We start from the raw sequence: 15,427 nt of genomic DNA, 5'->3' as shown, positions 1-15,427 counted from the left end.
TTCTGTTTTTCCGTACCCGGCATCTCCGCTTATAAGTCTATCCATAGGTTTATTGCTTCCGAGGTCTTCAAGAACTTCTTCGACAGCTTTTTGCTGGTCTTCTGTCTCAACATACGGAAAACTTTCTCGAAAGCTCTTCTCCATCTCGCCTTCTCCAGTCAGAGAAATTCCCGAGGTCACTTCTCTTGAGCCATAGAGATTCGAGAGTTCGCCAATCAAAGCCTTGACTTCCCTCTTCACCTTCGATTTCTGTCTGTTCCACGCTGTACCGCGCAGGGAGTTCAACTGAATTCCTTCGGTGGTTCCGATGTATTTGTGAACACGATCCACTCTGTCCACGGGGACGTAGATCTTGTTATTGTCTCTGTATTCAAGCAGGAGATACTCTCTAGTCCCCAATATGTTCTCAACAGTCCTCACCCCGTGATATCGTCCGATACCATACTCTTTGTGGACCACGTAGTCTCCCTCTTCAAGCTCCGTCCAATCAACAACGGGAATTCTCGGCAAGAACTCTTCTTCTCTTTTTGGTCTCTTGATGATCTCAAGTTCTTCGCTGATTTCGGTATCATAGTCTAGGGTAGAGACCCGATCGTCGGACACAATCGAATACTCGCTCAACTTCATCAGAACTTCTGAGGATACTCCGCCATATCTTGTGTAAAGGAACTTTCTTACCGCTTTATCTGACAAGAGCTCTAGAGTTTCTCGCTCTCTCCTTCCAAACTCGAGTATTGCATCGTCAGGCTTGACGAAGATCACTTTGTAGTCATCGAGAAAGTCAAGGAGAATCGACTGCCGTTCGTAGAAGATCCCCGCAATCGTATCCATTGTATCGAGACGTTCGAAGAGAATTTCATCCTTCGAACCGATTGTCTTCTCGGCCGCTGAGATTCTTTTGACAGCAAGCTCCCAATACGGAGAAGACGTTATGCCTTCGGCCGCAGGGGTGACATATGCATCGTCCAATCTATCTAAACTCTTCTGTGAAGCAGGATCGAATCTTCTTATAGATTCAATTTCCTTGTCAAAAGTGTCTATCCTTATTGGTCTTTCTGTTCCAGGCACAAAGATATCCACAATACCGCCCCTGATTGCAAATTCACCGGGAGTCGTCACGCTAAAGGATCTAGAATAGCCAAGGCTTTGAAGGTGATCCTCATTCAGAGTAAGCGGACCGCCCACTTCAACCTTCAAAGACAGAGTCTCGAACACATCGAGTGGCACGGTTTTTCTCAGTATACCGTGAAAGGATGTATAAACTGTCCGAAGCTCCCTCAAGAGGAGCCTTCTAAGCAGAGCGAGTCGTTCCGATCTTATTCTTGGGGAAGTGCCAATCTCTTCAAAGGGAAAGACATCATGAGAAAAGAAGAATCCATCTCCCTCTCTCTTCTCATGAATATCTACGAAGGACTCCAGCATCCTCTCACTTGGAAAAACCACGATGTTTCTGCAGTTACTTTCGGCTTCTTTCTCTATCCAGGAAATCGGATCATTTACTCTATGTAATACTCGTTCCAAAACGACCTCCAAAGCCTCTTTAAAACAGCGTTTGCTCCTCTAAGCTGTACGGTTTCTCTATTTCCTTTGAATCTGTCGGTGTAGGTATTAATTGAGCTGTTTATCCTAATACCAGAGCAGACGAGGCCTACCGGCTTGGAGTCGCTTCCGCCTGAAGGACCGGCTATTCCCGTTACTGAAAGGCCCACGTCTGTTCCGAAAAGAATTCTGGTTCCTGCAGCCATCTCAAACGCCACCTCTTCGGAAACGGCGCCATATTCTCTGAGAGTGTTTTCGCTCACGTTCAACAAAGACGTCTTGACTTTGTTTGAATAGGAGACTATACCGCCGGGAAACAAAGCCGACACTCCCGAAACTGAAGTGAGAAGCGCAGAAAGCCTTCCTCCCGAACAGGACTCTGCGACTGAAATTGTCAGTTTCCTGTCTCTCAACTCCCTTACCACAACATCGACGAGTTCCTCGCCTGTAGTTGTGTATATATATTTATTCCAGCGATCTGTGAAAAGAAGGCACAGTTCATCCAACACTGCTTCATCATTCGCCGTGAGAATTACCGTTGGTCCTGAATAATAGCGTACTCTCGTGACGAACTTCACGTCCGTAAATCTTGAAAGCATTTGCTCGGTGAAGTCTTCTACTTCGGGTTCAGTCAAGTCAACGAATCCTATAGTTCTACTAAACGTAGCAGAAGGAAGTGAAATATGTTTCAATGCCTCTCTAAAGACAGCCTCCATCTCCATTGGAGGTCCGGGAAGTATCACAATTTCATTACTGTCTGTTCTTATGAAGGCGCCTCTTGCGCTTCCAGAGGAATTTGGCAGCTGAACAGAATCCTGTATCACGAATGCCTGACGTTTCAAACCCGCTGGGGCCTCTCTTGAGAATCTTCTTGTGAAACTCTCTACAAGTGTCGAGTGGTAATTGTCATCATAAAGAAGTTCTCTTTCAAGATAGTCGGCCACCGTCTGCAGGGTTATATCGTCAAAAGTACTTCCAAGTCCTCCGGTGATCAGCAGAAGATCAGATCTGTCGAGTGCGTTTCTGATCTCGCGCTTGATGAACTCTTTGCTATCCGGAACAACAACGATTGATTGGACTTCAAATCCGAGGGCAGTGAGTCTCTCTGCAAGAAAACCTCCGTTGCTGTCTTTGACAATCCCCTTTGTGATTTCGTCTCCGGTGAGAAGGATCGCAGCCTTCAAGTGACCACCTCCGCGTCAATTGTATCACCAAACGGCCGGTGGTATAATGGAGTGCCGGGGGAGCCCAAAGGGCTGAGAGTGCTGAAAGCAGACCCCATGAACCTGATCCGGTTAGCACCGGCGTAGGGACGGCCATGGATAGCGCCTCCGGTAATCTCTTTTGGAGGTGTTTTTTATGAGAAGAGCATTTCTGGTCTTATCATTGATCCTCTTCATTCCATTTTCGACGGTGTTGTCGCTCAAGGTTTATTCATACGATTCCCTTCAGCCGCTAGCCCAAGAGACTTTTTCGCAGTTTACAGAAAAAACGGGAATTCCAGTTGAGTTTCGCGCTGTTGGAGATTCGGGTTCATTACTGAGTTTGATTATTTCCGAGCGCGAGAATTTCGATGGAGATGTCGTGATTGGAATCGATAACCTTCTTTCGAGACGTGCTTTCGAAGAAGGTATCTTTCTTTCTTACAGACCGCAGGGCTATGAGAAGATCACTGATAATGATCTTCTGCTCGATAGTCAGTGGAGACTTACCCCGTATGATTTTGGAGGCATCGCGCTAATATGTGACACCAGCCAGATGAAAGATTCCATCGAAACGCTTTGGGATTTAACCGGGCCGGAGTATCGAAGGAGCGTGATTATTCAAGATCCCAGAACCTCGAGCACCGGTCTATCTTTCCTCGCCTGGACTTATCTGCTTTTTGGCGAGCGATTCGAGGAATTCTGGCAGGCTTTCAAGCCCTCGATACTCACAGTTTCTCTCGGGTGGGACGACTCTTTCCAGAAATTCGAGTCCGGAGAGGCTCCAATAATGGTTTCTTATGCCACCGATGGGGCATATTCAATGCATTATTACGGTGAATCGGTCTATATGACAGTAATCCCTGAGGGCAGGGGTTACGTTCAGATTGAGGGAGCGGGAATCATAAGATGGACGAAGAATCTGCACGATGCTGAAATGTTCATGGACTTCATTCTGAGTGAGGACTTTCAGCGTCATATTCCCCTTAACCAGTGGATGTTCCCCGTAATTGACGTAGAGATGCCCCCGGCCTTCGATTATGCAGTCAAACCGGAGAAGATTCTGAAGCTATCTGCCGAGGTGGATCTTTCCGAACTTATCTCAAAGTGGGAAGAGGTAATATACGAAAGGTAAATCTCTGACATTATCTGCAGTTGGGATCGCGGCCGTTGTATTGCTGCCGTTGTTCTTTGCCTTCGGAAATCTAGAGTTAGATACGATTTTTGAAGTAATTTCGTCACCCTCGTTCAGATCGATTGCTGGATTTACGGTCAAGCAGGCGCTTCTCAGTACATTTCTGGCAATGATTGTTGGTTTCCCCGCGGCATTACACTATGCCAGAAGCAACGGTCGCCTTTCCCGTCTATTGGGCATAACAACCTATATACCGTTCTTCTTTCCAAGCATATCGATGGCAATAGGCTTCCTGGCAGTTTACGGTAGAAACGGAGTCCTCAACAACCTGATCTCTTTTGCAGGTCTGGAGAGGGTCCAGATTCTTTATTCTCTGGGGGCAGTCTTGCTTGGTCACGTCTTCTATAACGCGCCTATAGTCATACTTGTTCTTGGGAATGCACTCAGAAGGTTGCCCTCAGATGTGCTGGAGAGTTCTAAGATAGATGGATCGGGGAGGATACGAAGACTTCTGCGAGTTGAATTACCTCTTGTTACGTCGGCAATTATCAATTCCGCGCTACTAATCTTCACTTACTGTTTCACCTCTTTTGCCGTTGTTCTTATATTGGGTGGGGCGCAATTCGCTACCCTGGAGGTTTCAATTTACATGAATTTCAGGCTTTTGGCGGCGCCGCAGAATGCAGTCGTTCTTGCCGTAGTCCAGTTCATGTTTATCATGCTTTTCGGATTACTCATTTCACTTAGCGAGAAGAGCTCGTCATTTGAGCAAGGTGAGCAGTATCTGGAAAAGAACAGATTCACGGGCATCTACTCATGGCTATTTGTTCTCTTCGAGTGGGTACCGATTATTGGTGCTCTCTTCAGCTCATTTTACGACTGGACAAGAAGAGAATTCATCTTTGGGAGAATAGCTTCACTGTTTGAAGAAAAGATTGTGCTTCTCGGCACGGGATTGGTCAACACATTGGTCAATTCAATAACGCTTTCATTTCTTGCAGCCGTTGTGACGGTAACAATCGCGTTTTTTCTTTCGTGGCAAGCTAGGCACACCTCTCGAGGATCGAGACATCTGAGAATAGTGTCTTTGATCGCTCTGTCCGTAACGCCGTCGATTCTAGCCGTTTCCTATCTCACAGCTTTTGGAAGTTTCCCCGTTCCACTGCTGTTGGTGCTGCTTTACATAGTGATTTCGCTGCCCGTTGCTTTGAACTACATAAGTGGGCAGGTGATCGGCGCAGAGCTTGCCTTCCTGGAGGCGGCACAACTCGATGGTGCTTCGAAACTCGCACGCGTATGGTACATGATAATACCTTTCTTTAGAAGCACGATTATTTACGCTGGAACGGTAGTTTTCGCAATTTCTATGGGCGAATTCGGCGGATCGCTAATACTCGGGAGCAAAGACTTCCCCACCTTCGCCGTTGCTATCTACAGACTAAACGGAAGTCGCTATCTGCTGGAGGCGAGGTTCTTAAGTTCGGCCCTGGGAATCATTATTATCTCAATTGTCGCTATCTCCCGGCGGTTTGCACAAAGACCTGAGAGAAGTATTCGCAGCACTCGCTGATTCCACAAGTTTCACACTTTGGTGCTACAGGTCTGCAGATTTCCCTGCCGAACTCGACCATCGATCCGTTCACCGGCCCCCATATCTTGGGCGGCAAGATCTTCATCAGTGCAAATTCGGTGTCCTCTGGCTTCTTCGTCTTCACCCATCCAAGCCTGTTTGCTATTCTGTGAACATGGGTATCAACCGCCAGGGCATCCCTACCGAATGAGACGTTTAGAACGATGTTCGCCGTCTTTCTGCCAACTCCGGGGATTGTGACAAGTTCTTCAAGAGTGTCAGGCACTGAGCCCCCGAAGCCATTGATGATTATCTTAGCGCAGTTGATTATTCTTGCAGCCTTCTGTCTATACATCCCCGAAGCCTTGATCAGTTCGTAAAGATCTTCGGGTTCTGCCTTCATCAGAGACTGGGGATCGGGATAAACCGAGAAGAGCCTGCGAGAGGCCTCCTCGGTATTCTCATCTCTTGTGCGCTGACTCAATATTGTGCTCACCAAGACCTTGAAAGGTTCTTCATAATCGCGACCTCTAGGGAAGTTTTCTACTATCCATTCCGACACTGCCGCAGGTGAGCAGTCGGGCTTAGACATCGCCTCCCTCCAGGAAGGCCTTGTATGCTCTGTAGGTCTCGTAAAGATCAGCTTTGGAGAGAAGCTCGAATGGTGAATGCATACCGAAGACGGCCGTTCCTGCATCCACTACTGTGACACCCCTTTCGGCGAAGAATTTTGCAACTGTTCCTCCGCCGCCTCTATCTACTTCTCCTAATATCGTGCTCTGCCAGTGCACTCCCTTCTCGTTCAAAAGCTTTCGCACATAGCCCATGAACTCCGCGCTGGCTTCGCTCGTTCCTGATTTTCCTCTGGAGCCCGTGTATTTTAATATTGCAATTCCATATCCGAATCTTGCAGCGTTTGTCTGATCGTGAGCATCCTTGAAGGTCGGGTCAAATCCGGCGGCAACATCTCCCGATATCATTCTGGATTTCTCGAGAAGGAAGTCGATCTCGTAAAGCCCCTTCTCTCCAGAAAGGTTGAGAAGCTTCTCGATAAAAGCGACCCAAAACCGTCCCTTTGCTCCAGTAACGCCCTCACTTCCTATCTCCTCCCTGTCGAAGAGAAGGACCATTGCAGTTCTCTTTGGGTTTTCTATTGAAGACATATCCTTAAGCGCAGTAATTGCAGTGTATGAACAAACCCTATCATCATGCGCGTAAGCACCAATCATTGATCGGTCAAGGCCTACTTCCCTCGGTTCGATAGCAGGCACTAACTGGATGTCCGCAGAAAAGAAGTCTTCTTCGACAAGTCCGTACTTTTCGTATAACAGATTGAGGAACATCAGCTTTACTGGATTCTCAAAGTCCTTGACATCCGTTATAGGAATGGATCCGGACATAGCGTTGAGATCCTTTCCTTGAAAGACCTTTCTGAAATCGCCTTCCCTGTTGTCCAAATGTGGAAGAAGATCGGAAATTACGAATACAGGATCATCGCTGCTCATACCGATAGAGACATCAACAGATTCTCCATTGCTCTTGACTACGGTACCTACGAAGGCCAAAGGGATGTTGAGCCACTGATACTTCTTGACTCCGCCGTAGTAGTGTGTCTTGAGCATCGCTAGCTCCGAATCTTCTACAAGAGGACTTGGCTTGAGATCCAATCTAGGAGCATCGAGGTGAGCTGCAACCATGTCGATCCCGTCCTTGAGGTCTTCACCGATGACTGCCGCGATTAGGGCCTTGCCGCCTTTGGTGATGTATATACGATCGCCCTTTTTAACGCCGCTTTCCTCAAATGAAGAGAGTGGTTTGAAACCATTTTCCCGGAGAAGGTCCACAAGGTGCTTGACAGCAAGTCGTTCTGTAACAGATTTGCCAATGAAGTTAATATAATCTTTTGAATAGGCAAAGACCGCGTCTCTGTCGAGTGTGAACCAGGCATTCTTCTTCTTCATAGTAAGCTTTTCGCCGAGCTTCTTGACTTCTTCCTTCTTCAAAACTTCACCTCCATGAAAGTCTGTTTCGTTCCAACTTCTTTAATTTTATCGGATTTGATTGTTTTTTTCGACCTGCGTTGATTTACCTTGACTTTCTTACTTTAGTCGGGGTTCAGCGTTTTGCCTTTCACTTCTTATGATTCGCATTTAAAAAGAATTTGCAGTTTATAATGGAATGATATGATTGATCTGGATTAATTAGTATAATTAACTTGCTAAGTTGAACCCTGTTCGCTTCTCCATCGTCATATAGAACAGATTAGGGTGGTATGGTTGGACGAAAAGAAGTTAATAGATGGACTGAAGAAGAAGAAAGTCTGGGCCTACGAAGTCTTGTATGATGATTACGCCCCGAGGTTGGGTAGTGTCATCAAATCGTATCTTGGTTTTGATGACGTTGAAGATGTGATTCAAGAGGTCTTTATAAAGGTCTTTAGGAACGTCAGGAAGTTCCGGGGCGATGCTAAGTTATCGACGTGGCTTTACAGAATTGCAGTTAATGTCTGCAAAGACACACTTGCAAGAAGAAAGCGGAATAACGAGTTTCTTACGGATTTCAGAGAGAACGAGGATAAAGCATCATTTGAGCCGCCAGCAACCACTAACGTGTTTAGGGAAGTAATGGACGAGATTTCTTTTGAAGAATTGATGTCCGTAGTTGGAAAGCTTTCTGAGGATGACCGTTTGCTTATTAAGTTGAGAGACATAGATGATCTGTCGTACGAGGAGATTGCTGACATACTCGATAAACCGGTTGGAACGGTGAAGAGCAGGTTGCACTATGCTCGAAAGAGACTCAAGGAACTTCTCGAGGAGGTAGGTTACATTGGATGAAGAAAGATTTGTCCACATTTTGGATCGAGAGATCCCTTTTGAGGAACTGAGGGTAGATGAAAAGAAGAATCTGAAGAGCTACGTGAAGGCTCTGGGAGCTTTGAAAGAGAGTTGCTGCTACAGACCTTCGGATGACTTGAAGAAAAGGACAGTCAGCAAGATTAGAAGGCTTAAGATCAAACCCTACAGAATGCTGGGAACGGTAGCGGCATGTTTGGTTCTAGGTTTCTTCTCTGTTTCGTTCTTCACAGGCAACACCATTTTGATCAAGAAGAAGGGAGACCTCTACCAGCTCGCGAACGTTCTCGGTTACAGCTCGACTCTCGACGAAAGGCTCAGGGTCAATCTGACTGCCTTTCCAAAGGAGGAGACTGAGAGGAACGACATTGCGATGATGGAGCAGGAAATGGAGCGCTCTCTCGGCTTTCTTAGTCAACCTGATGATCAGAATGCCTTTGAGATCTCGGGAATTAACACGACTTATTGATCCATACACGCTCTAAGACACAGAAGGAGTGAAATCGCCGTGAAAAAGCTGTCCGTACTCGTTGTCCTGTTGCTTGTTATCGGGCTGGCGGTTGGGAAGGATGCTGTCGAAGAGTTAACAACACTAGTAAATACTCTCAAAAACTCTTCGTATGAAGTAGACAGATATGTACAAGAGAGCGGAATAGTTACTACTGCGAAGAACGAGCGAGTAATAAAATCCGGTCCTTACAAACTGGTTACATCTTATTCCGCTGCAAAGGGGGAGTTCGGCTGGGTCAGAAACAGCTCCGGCAATTTCGCCATCTTCCGAACCAGGAGTGTCGCCTTCGAACCGCTCATCAATATTAAGGACTTTGAGGACAACTTTGTGGATCTTGTCAACAGCAAGTCATATTCGGTCGATCTCTTTCTCGACCTTCCCAACAGCAAAAAGATTTCGATTTCCTCCGGCACCCTCACTTTCGATGTTACATACGATGACAACTTCAAGCTCCTGAAACTTGTGAAATCTTATCCTTTTCACACAATAAGCGCGAGCTATCGCAATTACTCGGAGATGTCGCATGAATCCTTGACCAAGCTGACAAACGCGACTGAAGGCATGATAATAGTTCGTCCTCCAGTGTATTTTTCGGAGTCAATGCTTGAAAAGCATTTCGCTTGGTCCTCCATGGACTTCGCTACTGATGGAAAGACATATCTATACACTCTTCTTATGTATTCCACAGAATACGGGCGGATGGTTCTGTATTTCTCATTCAACACGGAGCCCGACTACCTTCAGAAGTTCTCTGCTCAGATGGCTGAGGCAAATGGCTTCAGTTACGCAATAGAAAGACTTTCCGTCTCTTCTGCAGTAAGTCTTCTGGGAATGGTTGATACAAAGACTTTGAAGTCACTTCTCGAAGATCTTTATTAGTGGTTAAGCCTATCACTCAAAAGTAAGTCTTATTGAGGTTTTCATAAATCTTTTTCTAAACTGAATGAATTCTGTTGTATAATCAGTTCAAACCTTTTGTGGAGGCTTTAATTGTATGGAAATCAAAGACACGATAGCACTTCTTAAAAGCAGGGGTTACAGAATCACCCCTCAACGAGTTGCGATTATCAGGATTCTCAAGGATCATGAAGGTCATCCGGGAGCCGAGGAGGTTTTTAGATCTGCAATACAGTTATATCCAAATATATCTATGGCGACAGTCTACAACGTAATGGAAGTTCTCGAAAAGGAAGGAATTATCAGGGCTATTGCAGTTTCTAAGAACTCGAGGCGATATGATCCTAATATCAAACCACACGGTCACTTCATCTGTGATTCCTGTGGGAGAGTCTTCGATATTCCCACGAAGTACTACGAAGCCTGCACGAAAGAACTTCCTCCTGAACTGGCTGACTTCGAGGTAACCTCTCTCGAGCTTATCTACAAGGGGCTGTGTTCAGACTGCAAGCACATTAGATAATCACTTCTTACGTTTCTTGGGGGTGCCTCAATGGAAGGACTCGATATTAATCTGGAAGAAGTCCTGAGCAGAATAATGAAGATTTCCGATCTGAATGTTCTTCAGGAGCAGAAATCACAACTAATCGGGAAGCAGGGACTGATTACCTCTCTTATGAAGAAGCTTAAAGAGATTCCTCCAGAAAACCGAAGAGAATTCGGGAAAATTGTAAATGATTACAGGAACTCTATTGAAGATGCTCTGAACTCTAGGAGAAGCGAGCTTGAAGCGCAGGCAAAGAAGGAGCGAGAAGAATCCGAGAGGCTTGACTATACAATTCCCGGTAAAAAGAGGGACATAGGCTCTCTACATCTGATAACACAGATAATGGAGGAAGTCCAAAGCATCTGGGTGAGCATGGGTTTCGAAGTGACAACGGGCCCTGAGGTGGAGACGGCGTATTATAACTTTGAAGCGCTGAATACTCCCGAATGGCATCCGGCAAGGGACATGCAGGATACTTTCTATCTCCAAGACGGCAGGCTTCTACGAACTCACACTTCGCCCGTGCAGATCAGGACAATGGAGTCTAGAAAGCCGCCTCTCGCTATTTTCGCGCCGGGAACCTGTTACAGAAAGGATACTCCCGATGCGACTCACCTTCCGATGTTTCACCAGTTCGAAATCCTTTTCGTTGATAAGGGCATCTCTGTCAGTCATTTAAAGGGCGCTCTCGATCATTTTGCAAAGAGGCTTTTTGGCGAGGACAGGATAATACGTTTGCGACCAAGCTTCTTTCCCTTTACCGAGCCCAGTTTCGAAGTGGATGTAAGCTGTGGAATCTGCGGAGGATTGGGATGCAGGAGTTGCGGGGGGAGTGGGTGGCTCGAAATCTTGGGAGCGGGAATGGTTCACCCAAACGTGTTCAGGAATGTCGGTCTAGATCCGGAAGTATGGACCGGTTTTGCAGCCGGTACAGGTCTCGAGAGAATCGCAATGCTTAAATATGATCTTGAAGATATCAGAGATCTTCTCCGAAATGATAGACGTTTCCTCAGGGGTTACAGGAGGGCCGTAATATGAAGCTATATCTAGAATGGCTTGACGAATTCATTGACATAACCGACAAGACTCCCGAAGAACTCAGCAACAGCCTTTCGCTGAGTGGTACCGAAGTTGCTGGAATCGAATATCCCTGGGAATACGTCCAGGGAGCTGTCGTTGGAAGAATTCAATCCACAAGGCCTCACCCCGAGAGCGAAAGGCTCTTAATAACTGAAGTAGATACCGGTTCGCGTGAAGTTACGATCGTTACCGCAGATATGACTGTCAAGAGTGGAGAAATGGTGGCTGTTCTACCCGAAGGGTCCGCCCTTTCAGATGAGAAAATCGAAAAGAAAGAGTTCCTGGGTGTCGACTCGGAAGGGATGTTTCTGTCTCTTGAAGAACTCCGACTTGAAGATAAATCTCTCGAAATAATGCGATTGAAAGAGGGCCGACCGGGAGAATCTGTCGTTGAATTGCTTGGACTTGACTCGGCGGTAATTGAAGTTGAATTAACAGCTAATCGTGGTGACTGTCTTTCTACGGTTGGAATGGCTAGGGAGCTAGGTGCAATTTATGAAAGAGAAATCACTAAGCCCTCTGTCAGCGAATCGATCGAGTCTGGAGAAGATCCGGTACTTAAGGTGGTATTGAAAGACAGAGGTTGCATCAGGTACACGGCCCTCCTCATGAACGATGTGAATATCTGTGATTCCCCTCTCTGGATGAAGAAGAGGTTGGTTGCGGCAGGCTTGAGACCAATAAACAACGTCGTGGATATAACAAACTATGTGATGCTGGAGACGGGACATCCAATTCATGCCTTTGATGTCGAGAGGATAGGATCGACCGAAATAGTCGTTCGTGAAGCTAAGGACGGTGAGAAGCTTGAACTGCTGGATGGGAAGATTGTCGAGCTAGATAGCAGCGACATGCTTATAACTAATGGTGAGACGCCTCTTGCGCTGGCAGGAGTAATGGGTGGAGAGGATTCTGGGATATATTTGACGACGAAGAGTGTATTGCTCGAAGTTGCTGTTTTCGATCCCGTAAGAATTCGTAAAACCGCCCGGAAGCTCGGGATTTCGACGGACAGCTCATACAGATTTGAGAGAGGAATAGACTATGAAGACTCTCTGTATGTTATGAAACGGCTGGCAGACTTGATGAAACAGTTGGCTGGCGCCTCAATTGGCTCGAAAATCGTTGATGCCGGTGGCGTGATCAAGGCAGAGCCAATATACCTGAGAGAGTCATTCATAACCGAAAGACTGGGCGGGGCAGTACCGACAGAGAAGACAACCAGCATACTGAAGAATCTGGGATTCAGCCCTGAGAAGACAGATAAGGGCTGGAAAGTCACACCACCTCCATTCAGAGCATACGATACAAAGCAGGAAATCGATCTTGTCGAAGAGATTGGAAGGATCTACGGCTACGAAAATATAGAAAATGAACTTCCCAGGATCCTACCCATTTCTGGAGGCGTCCCTGAATCTCTGAAGAGACAGAAGAGATTGAAGGACCTTATGGTTGCATACGGATTCGATGAGATTGTGACTTACAGCTTCATAAATCCCGAAGAAATTTCTAGGATCGATAATAGCGTAGATCATGTTGATCTTGCGAATCCACTTTCGATGGACATGGCTGTAATGAGGCCTTCTCTGATCTATAATCTCTTGTCCGCAACCTCATATAATTACAGAAGGCAGAATAGAGATATCAAACTTTTCGAAGTAGCTTCGGTTTTTGATCCAAAGAAAGAGCAAGGGGAGACAATCGCTCTCGGTTTCGTTTCGACAGGCCGTGAAAACCCGCTGGATTATTCAGACAAGAGAGCGATCGACTTTTTCACCTTCAAGGGGATAGTTGATGAGTTCTTCTCGTTGTACGGTTTGGCCCCCTCTTTCAGCAGTTTCTCGGCTCCCTGGCTGGAAAAGGGCAAGGCAGTCTCTGTCGAGATCGCAGGACTGAAAGTTGGATTCTTTGGGGCCGTTGATATTTCTATTGCCGATTCGCTTTACGAGATCAAGAGTGGTGAAGTGTACATTGCAGAGCTCAACTTAAGCTTGGTTGAAAGCATGATGAAGAAGTTTGCCGGTGCAAAGAAGATCTCTCCTTTCCCGAGAGTCTTCAGGGATCTCTCCTTCCTGGTGCCGCATTCCGTTAAGTACGGGGATTTGGAGAGTCTTATAGCTAAGACTCTTGAAGGGACCGCCTTTGGAGAAATCAGAGTCTCCGATCTCTACAAGGGAAAGGGAATAGAGCCGGGATACAAGAGCATCACCGTTACTCTGGCCTTTGAAACTTTCGACAAAACCCTGACTGATGAAGAGATAAACTATCTCGTTGATCTTGTCTTGAGAGAAACTGAGAAGATTGGTGTGAAGTTGCGTGGATAACCTGCTTCTCAATACCTTCAGCAGAAGAATTAGGGCATATCTTCCTGAACTCTGGAGAAAGGTTTCCAAGGAAGAGTTCTCAGTGGAACGAAAGACGGGATATAAGGATATCGTCACCTCGGTTGATCTCGAGATAGAGGACAGACTTCGGGCATTTCTTCATGATCTCTTTCCAGAGGGTGATTATTTGGGTGAAGAGTCAGGTCCGGACGTCAGGTCGTCGACGATGTGGATAGTTGATCCCGTTGACGGAACAACAAACTTTTCGAAGTCAAATCCCCACTATTCTACGCAGATTGCTTTATACTCGGAGAATCGAGTTGTGCTGGCAGTTACTTATGACCACAATCGAAAAGAGACCTTTCACGCAATTGAAGGCCAAGGCGCTTACCTGAACAACAAAAGGATCTGGGTAAGCAAGACTGGAGAGCTCCGCGAAGCCACTAGTCATGTGGGAATGCAGTACTCTTCCGAGACGGCTTTTGAGAGAATTACCAGAAGAATCAACAGAGCAATAAAGATATGCAGGGGACTGCGAATAACTGGAAGTGCCTGTCTCGATTTTGCGTATGTTGCATCCGGCCGAGCAGATATTTTTTGGGAAGAGACTCTCAAACCCTGGGATGTCGCAAGCGGTGTCCTGCTAGTAAAAGAAGCCGGAGGGTATGTCGGCAGCTGTGTCGAAGAACCTTTCGATCTCTTCAGTCCTAATGTTCTCGTTGCCAACAACTCACCCGAATTAGTGATGGAATTTCGCGAGAAGGTCTTGTACGACTGATTAACGCGCAGAGATTGAATTAGGATCACGCACGTTGGACGAACAACCTGCCATCGCCATCCATTGATAGTCCATCCTGAAATGCTCTAATAGAAAGATCTTGGTTGCTCGTTGTTAGTCGTTGGCGAGAACAAGATTGAATCGAAAATCGAAGACAGATAGGGATTGTCATCCCGTAGAGCCTGGCCTTTGATCTTACCATACTCGATCATCATAACCCGGTTCTGATAACCCGCTCTTAGCAACCCGATTCTCGTAACCCGCCCCAATCAACCCACTCTCTCGATCTTTTCGAAGAACCGATGAAGCCCAACAGATTTTGGTCTTCCCAGCGTACAGCTCAAAACGAAAAAGCTGCTCTTTTTCCGCGAAGCGGAACTGGCCTCGCCAAAGGCGAGACTGGCCTTTGCGAAGCAAAGACTGGCCAGGCGTAGCCTGACTGGCTATTTTGTTGCCTCCTGGCACGCAAGCGCCAGAATCACTTCGGCCGATGCTCTTCGGCGCATCACTTCCCCGAATGCTTTTCCGGGCATCACTTCCTCGCGCCAGCGAGCATCACTTCCTGCACAGCAGCATCACTTCCTGGCGAAGCCAGCCTTGCGTCCCTGAGAGGGCTTCGTTTCGGGCGAACAGCCGTTCGCCCCTACAGACCGCAGAAACAATTGGGGGGACAGGTTTTATGTGTCCCCTTCACCGTAGCGGCTCTTTGATCTTCCCCAGCGTAAAGCGTTCAGCGAAAAGCGGTTCTTCCACCCGGCGCAGCCGGAACTGGCCTCGCCGAAGGCGAGACTGGCCTTTGCGAAGCAAAGACTGGCCAGGCGTAGCCTGACTGGCCCCTGAAGATCCGCTGCACGCTTAAGAACATAAACCCGCTGATCGCTGATAAAGACAACGTTGAACCCAACAAAAGCTTCCCAGACGAAGTGGGCATTGCCTCCCTGAACAATCTTCGCCAGAATTTCCGATTCGGAGGACGGTGGACTGTTGAC

The 15,427-nt window shown here is 46.9% G+C and carries 13 protein-coding genes and 1 riboswitch; of the genes, 9 read left to right on the top strand and 4 right to left on the bottom strand.

What is annotated here, in order from left to right:
- Both ENN47_08130 and ENN47_08125 read right to left on the bottom strand, forming a co-directional pair.
- On the bottom strand, nt 1-1,521 hold a 1,521-nt coding region (locus tag ENN47_08130; protein HDP78136.1), incomplete at its 3' end, for a transcription-repair coupling factor.
- The gene (locus ENN47_08125; GenBank protein HDP78135.1) at nt 1,497-2,723 is read right to left on the bottom strand and encodes a nicotinamide-nucleotide amidohydrolase family protein; all 1,227 of its coding nucleotides are present in this window, start codon (nt 2,721-2,723) and stop codon (nt 1,497-1,499) included. The genes ENN47_08130 and ENN47_08125, both read right to left, overlap by 25 nt.
- A gap of 46 nt (nt 2,724-2,769) precedes the next feature.
- Nucleotides 2,770-2,870: riboswitch (TPP riboswitch) on the top strand.
- A gap of 28 nt (nt 2,871-2,898) precedes the next feature.
- Between ENN47_08125 and ENN47_08120 the strand changes: the two genes are divergently transcribed.
- Nucleotides 2,899-3,876: a thiamine ABC transporter substrate-binding protein gene (locus tag ENN47_08120; GenBank protein HDP78134.1), complete on the top strand. Its 978-nt coding sequence runs from the start codon at nt 2,899-2,901 to the stop codon at nt 3,874-3,876.
- Nucleotides 3,877-3,919: 43 nt separating this feature from the next.
- Nucleotides 3,920-5,446, top strand: a complete 1,527-nt coding sequence (locus tag ENN47_08115) for an iron ABC transporter permease (protein ID HDP78133.1) — start codon at nt 3,920-3,922, stop codon at nt 5,444-5,446.
- Here ENN47_08115 and nth read toward each other — a convergent pair.
- Nucleotides 5,391-6,038: an endonuclease III gene (gene nth, locus ENN47_08110; protein ID HDP78132.1), complete on the bottom strand. Its 648-nt coding sequence runs from the start codon at nt 6,036-6,038 to the stop codon at nt 5,391-5,393. The two genes, ENN47_08115 and nth, sit on opposite strands and share 56 nt — an antisense overlap.
- On the bottom strand, nt 6,031-7,449 hold the full coding sequence (locus tag ENN47_08105; protein ID HDP78131.1) for an aminopeptidase: 1,419 nt from the start codon (nt 7,447-7,449) through the stop codon (nt 6,031-6,033). Before ENN47_08105 ends, nth begins: the two co-directional genes overlap by 8 nt.
- A 273-nt stretch (nt 7,450-7,722) precedes the next feature.
- Here ENN47_08105 and ENN47_08100 point away from each other — a divergent pair, with 273 nt between their 5' ends.
- The 7 genes from ENN47_08100 (at nt 7,723) to ENN47_08070 (ending at nt 14,438) form a co-directional block, all read left to right on the top strand.
- Complete coding sequence (locus ENN47_08100; GenBank protein HDP78130.1) at nt 7,723-8,283, top strand: sigma-70 family RNA polymerase sigma factor; 561 nt, start codon at nt 7,723-7,725, stop codon at nt 8,281-8,283.
- On the top strand, nt 8,276-8,770 hold the full coding sequence (locus ENN47_08095) for a hypothetical protein (protein ID HDP78129.1): 495 nt from the start codon (nt 8,276-8,278) through the stop codon (nt 8,768-8,770). The genes ENN47_08100 and ENN47_08095 overlap by 8 nt, the downstream gene beginning before the upstream one ends.
- Before the next feature lie 39 nt (nt 8,771-8,809).
- Entirely contained in the window at nt 8,810-9,691 is an 882-nt protein-coding gene (locus ENN47_08090) for a hypothetical protein (GenBank protein ID HDP78128.1), read from the top strand.
- Nucleotides 9,692-9,806: 115 nt separating this feature from the next.
- Entirely contained in the window at nt 9,807-10,232 is a 426-nt protein-coding gene (locus ENN47_08085) for a transcriptional repressor (protein ID HDP78127.1), read from the top strand.
- Nucleotides 10,233-10,262: 30 nt separating this feature from the next.
- Complete coding sequence (locus tag ENN47_08080) at nt 10,263-11,294, top strand: phenylalanine--tRNA ligase subunit alpha (protein ID HDP78126.1); 1,032 nt, start codon at nt 10,263-10,265, stop codon at nt 11,292-11,294.
- Nucleotides 11,291-13,660: a phenylalanine--tRNA ligase subunit beta gene (locus ENN47_08075; protein HDP78125.1), complete on the top strand. Its 2,370-nt coding sequence runs from the start codon at nt 11,291-11,293 to the stop codon at nt 13,658-13,660. The genes ENN47_08080 and ENN47_08075 overlap by 4 nt, the downstream gene beginning before the upstream one ends.
- The gene (locus ENN47_08070) at nt 13,653-14,438 is read left to right on the top strand and encodes an inositol monophosphatase (GenBank protein ID HDP78124.1); all 786 of its coding nucleotides are present in this window, start codon (nt 13,653-13,655) and stop codon (nt 14,436-14,438) included. Before ENN47_08075 ends, ENN47_08070 begins: the two co-directional genes overlap by 8 nt.
- Nucleotides 14,439-15,427 lie beyond the last annotated feature (989 nt).

The sequence above is a fragment of the Mesotoga infera genome (assembly GCA_011045915.1).
In the GTDB taxonomy this organism is placed as follows: domain Bacteria; phylum Thermotogota; class Thermotogae; order Petrotogales; family Kosmotogaceae; genus Mesotoga; species Mesotoga infera_D.
Note: the sequence above shows the minus strand (reverse complement) of the source record. Positions and strands in the feature narration are given on the sequence as shown.

Coding starts and splice junctions, on each gene's coding strand:
- ENN47_08120 (HDP78134.1), top strand. CDS start 2,899: ATGAGAAGAGCATTTCTGGTCTTATCATTGATCCTCTTCATTCCATTT.
- nth (HDP78132.1), bottom strand. CDS start 6,038: ATGTCTAAGCCCGACTGCTCACCTGCGGCAGTGTCGGAATGGATAGTA.
- ENN47_08085 (HDP78127.1), top strand. CDS start 9,807: ATGGAAATCAAAGACACGATAGCACTTCTTAAAAGCAGGGGTTACAGA.
- ENN47_08080 (HDP78126.1), top strand. CDS start 10,263: ATGGAAGGACTCGATATTAATCTGGAAGAAGTCCTGAGCAGAATAATG.
- ENN47_08075 (HDP78125.1), top strand. CDS start 11,291: ATGAAGCTATATCTAGAATGGCTTGACGAATTCATTGACATAACCGAC.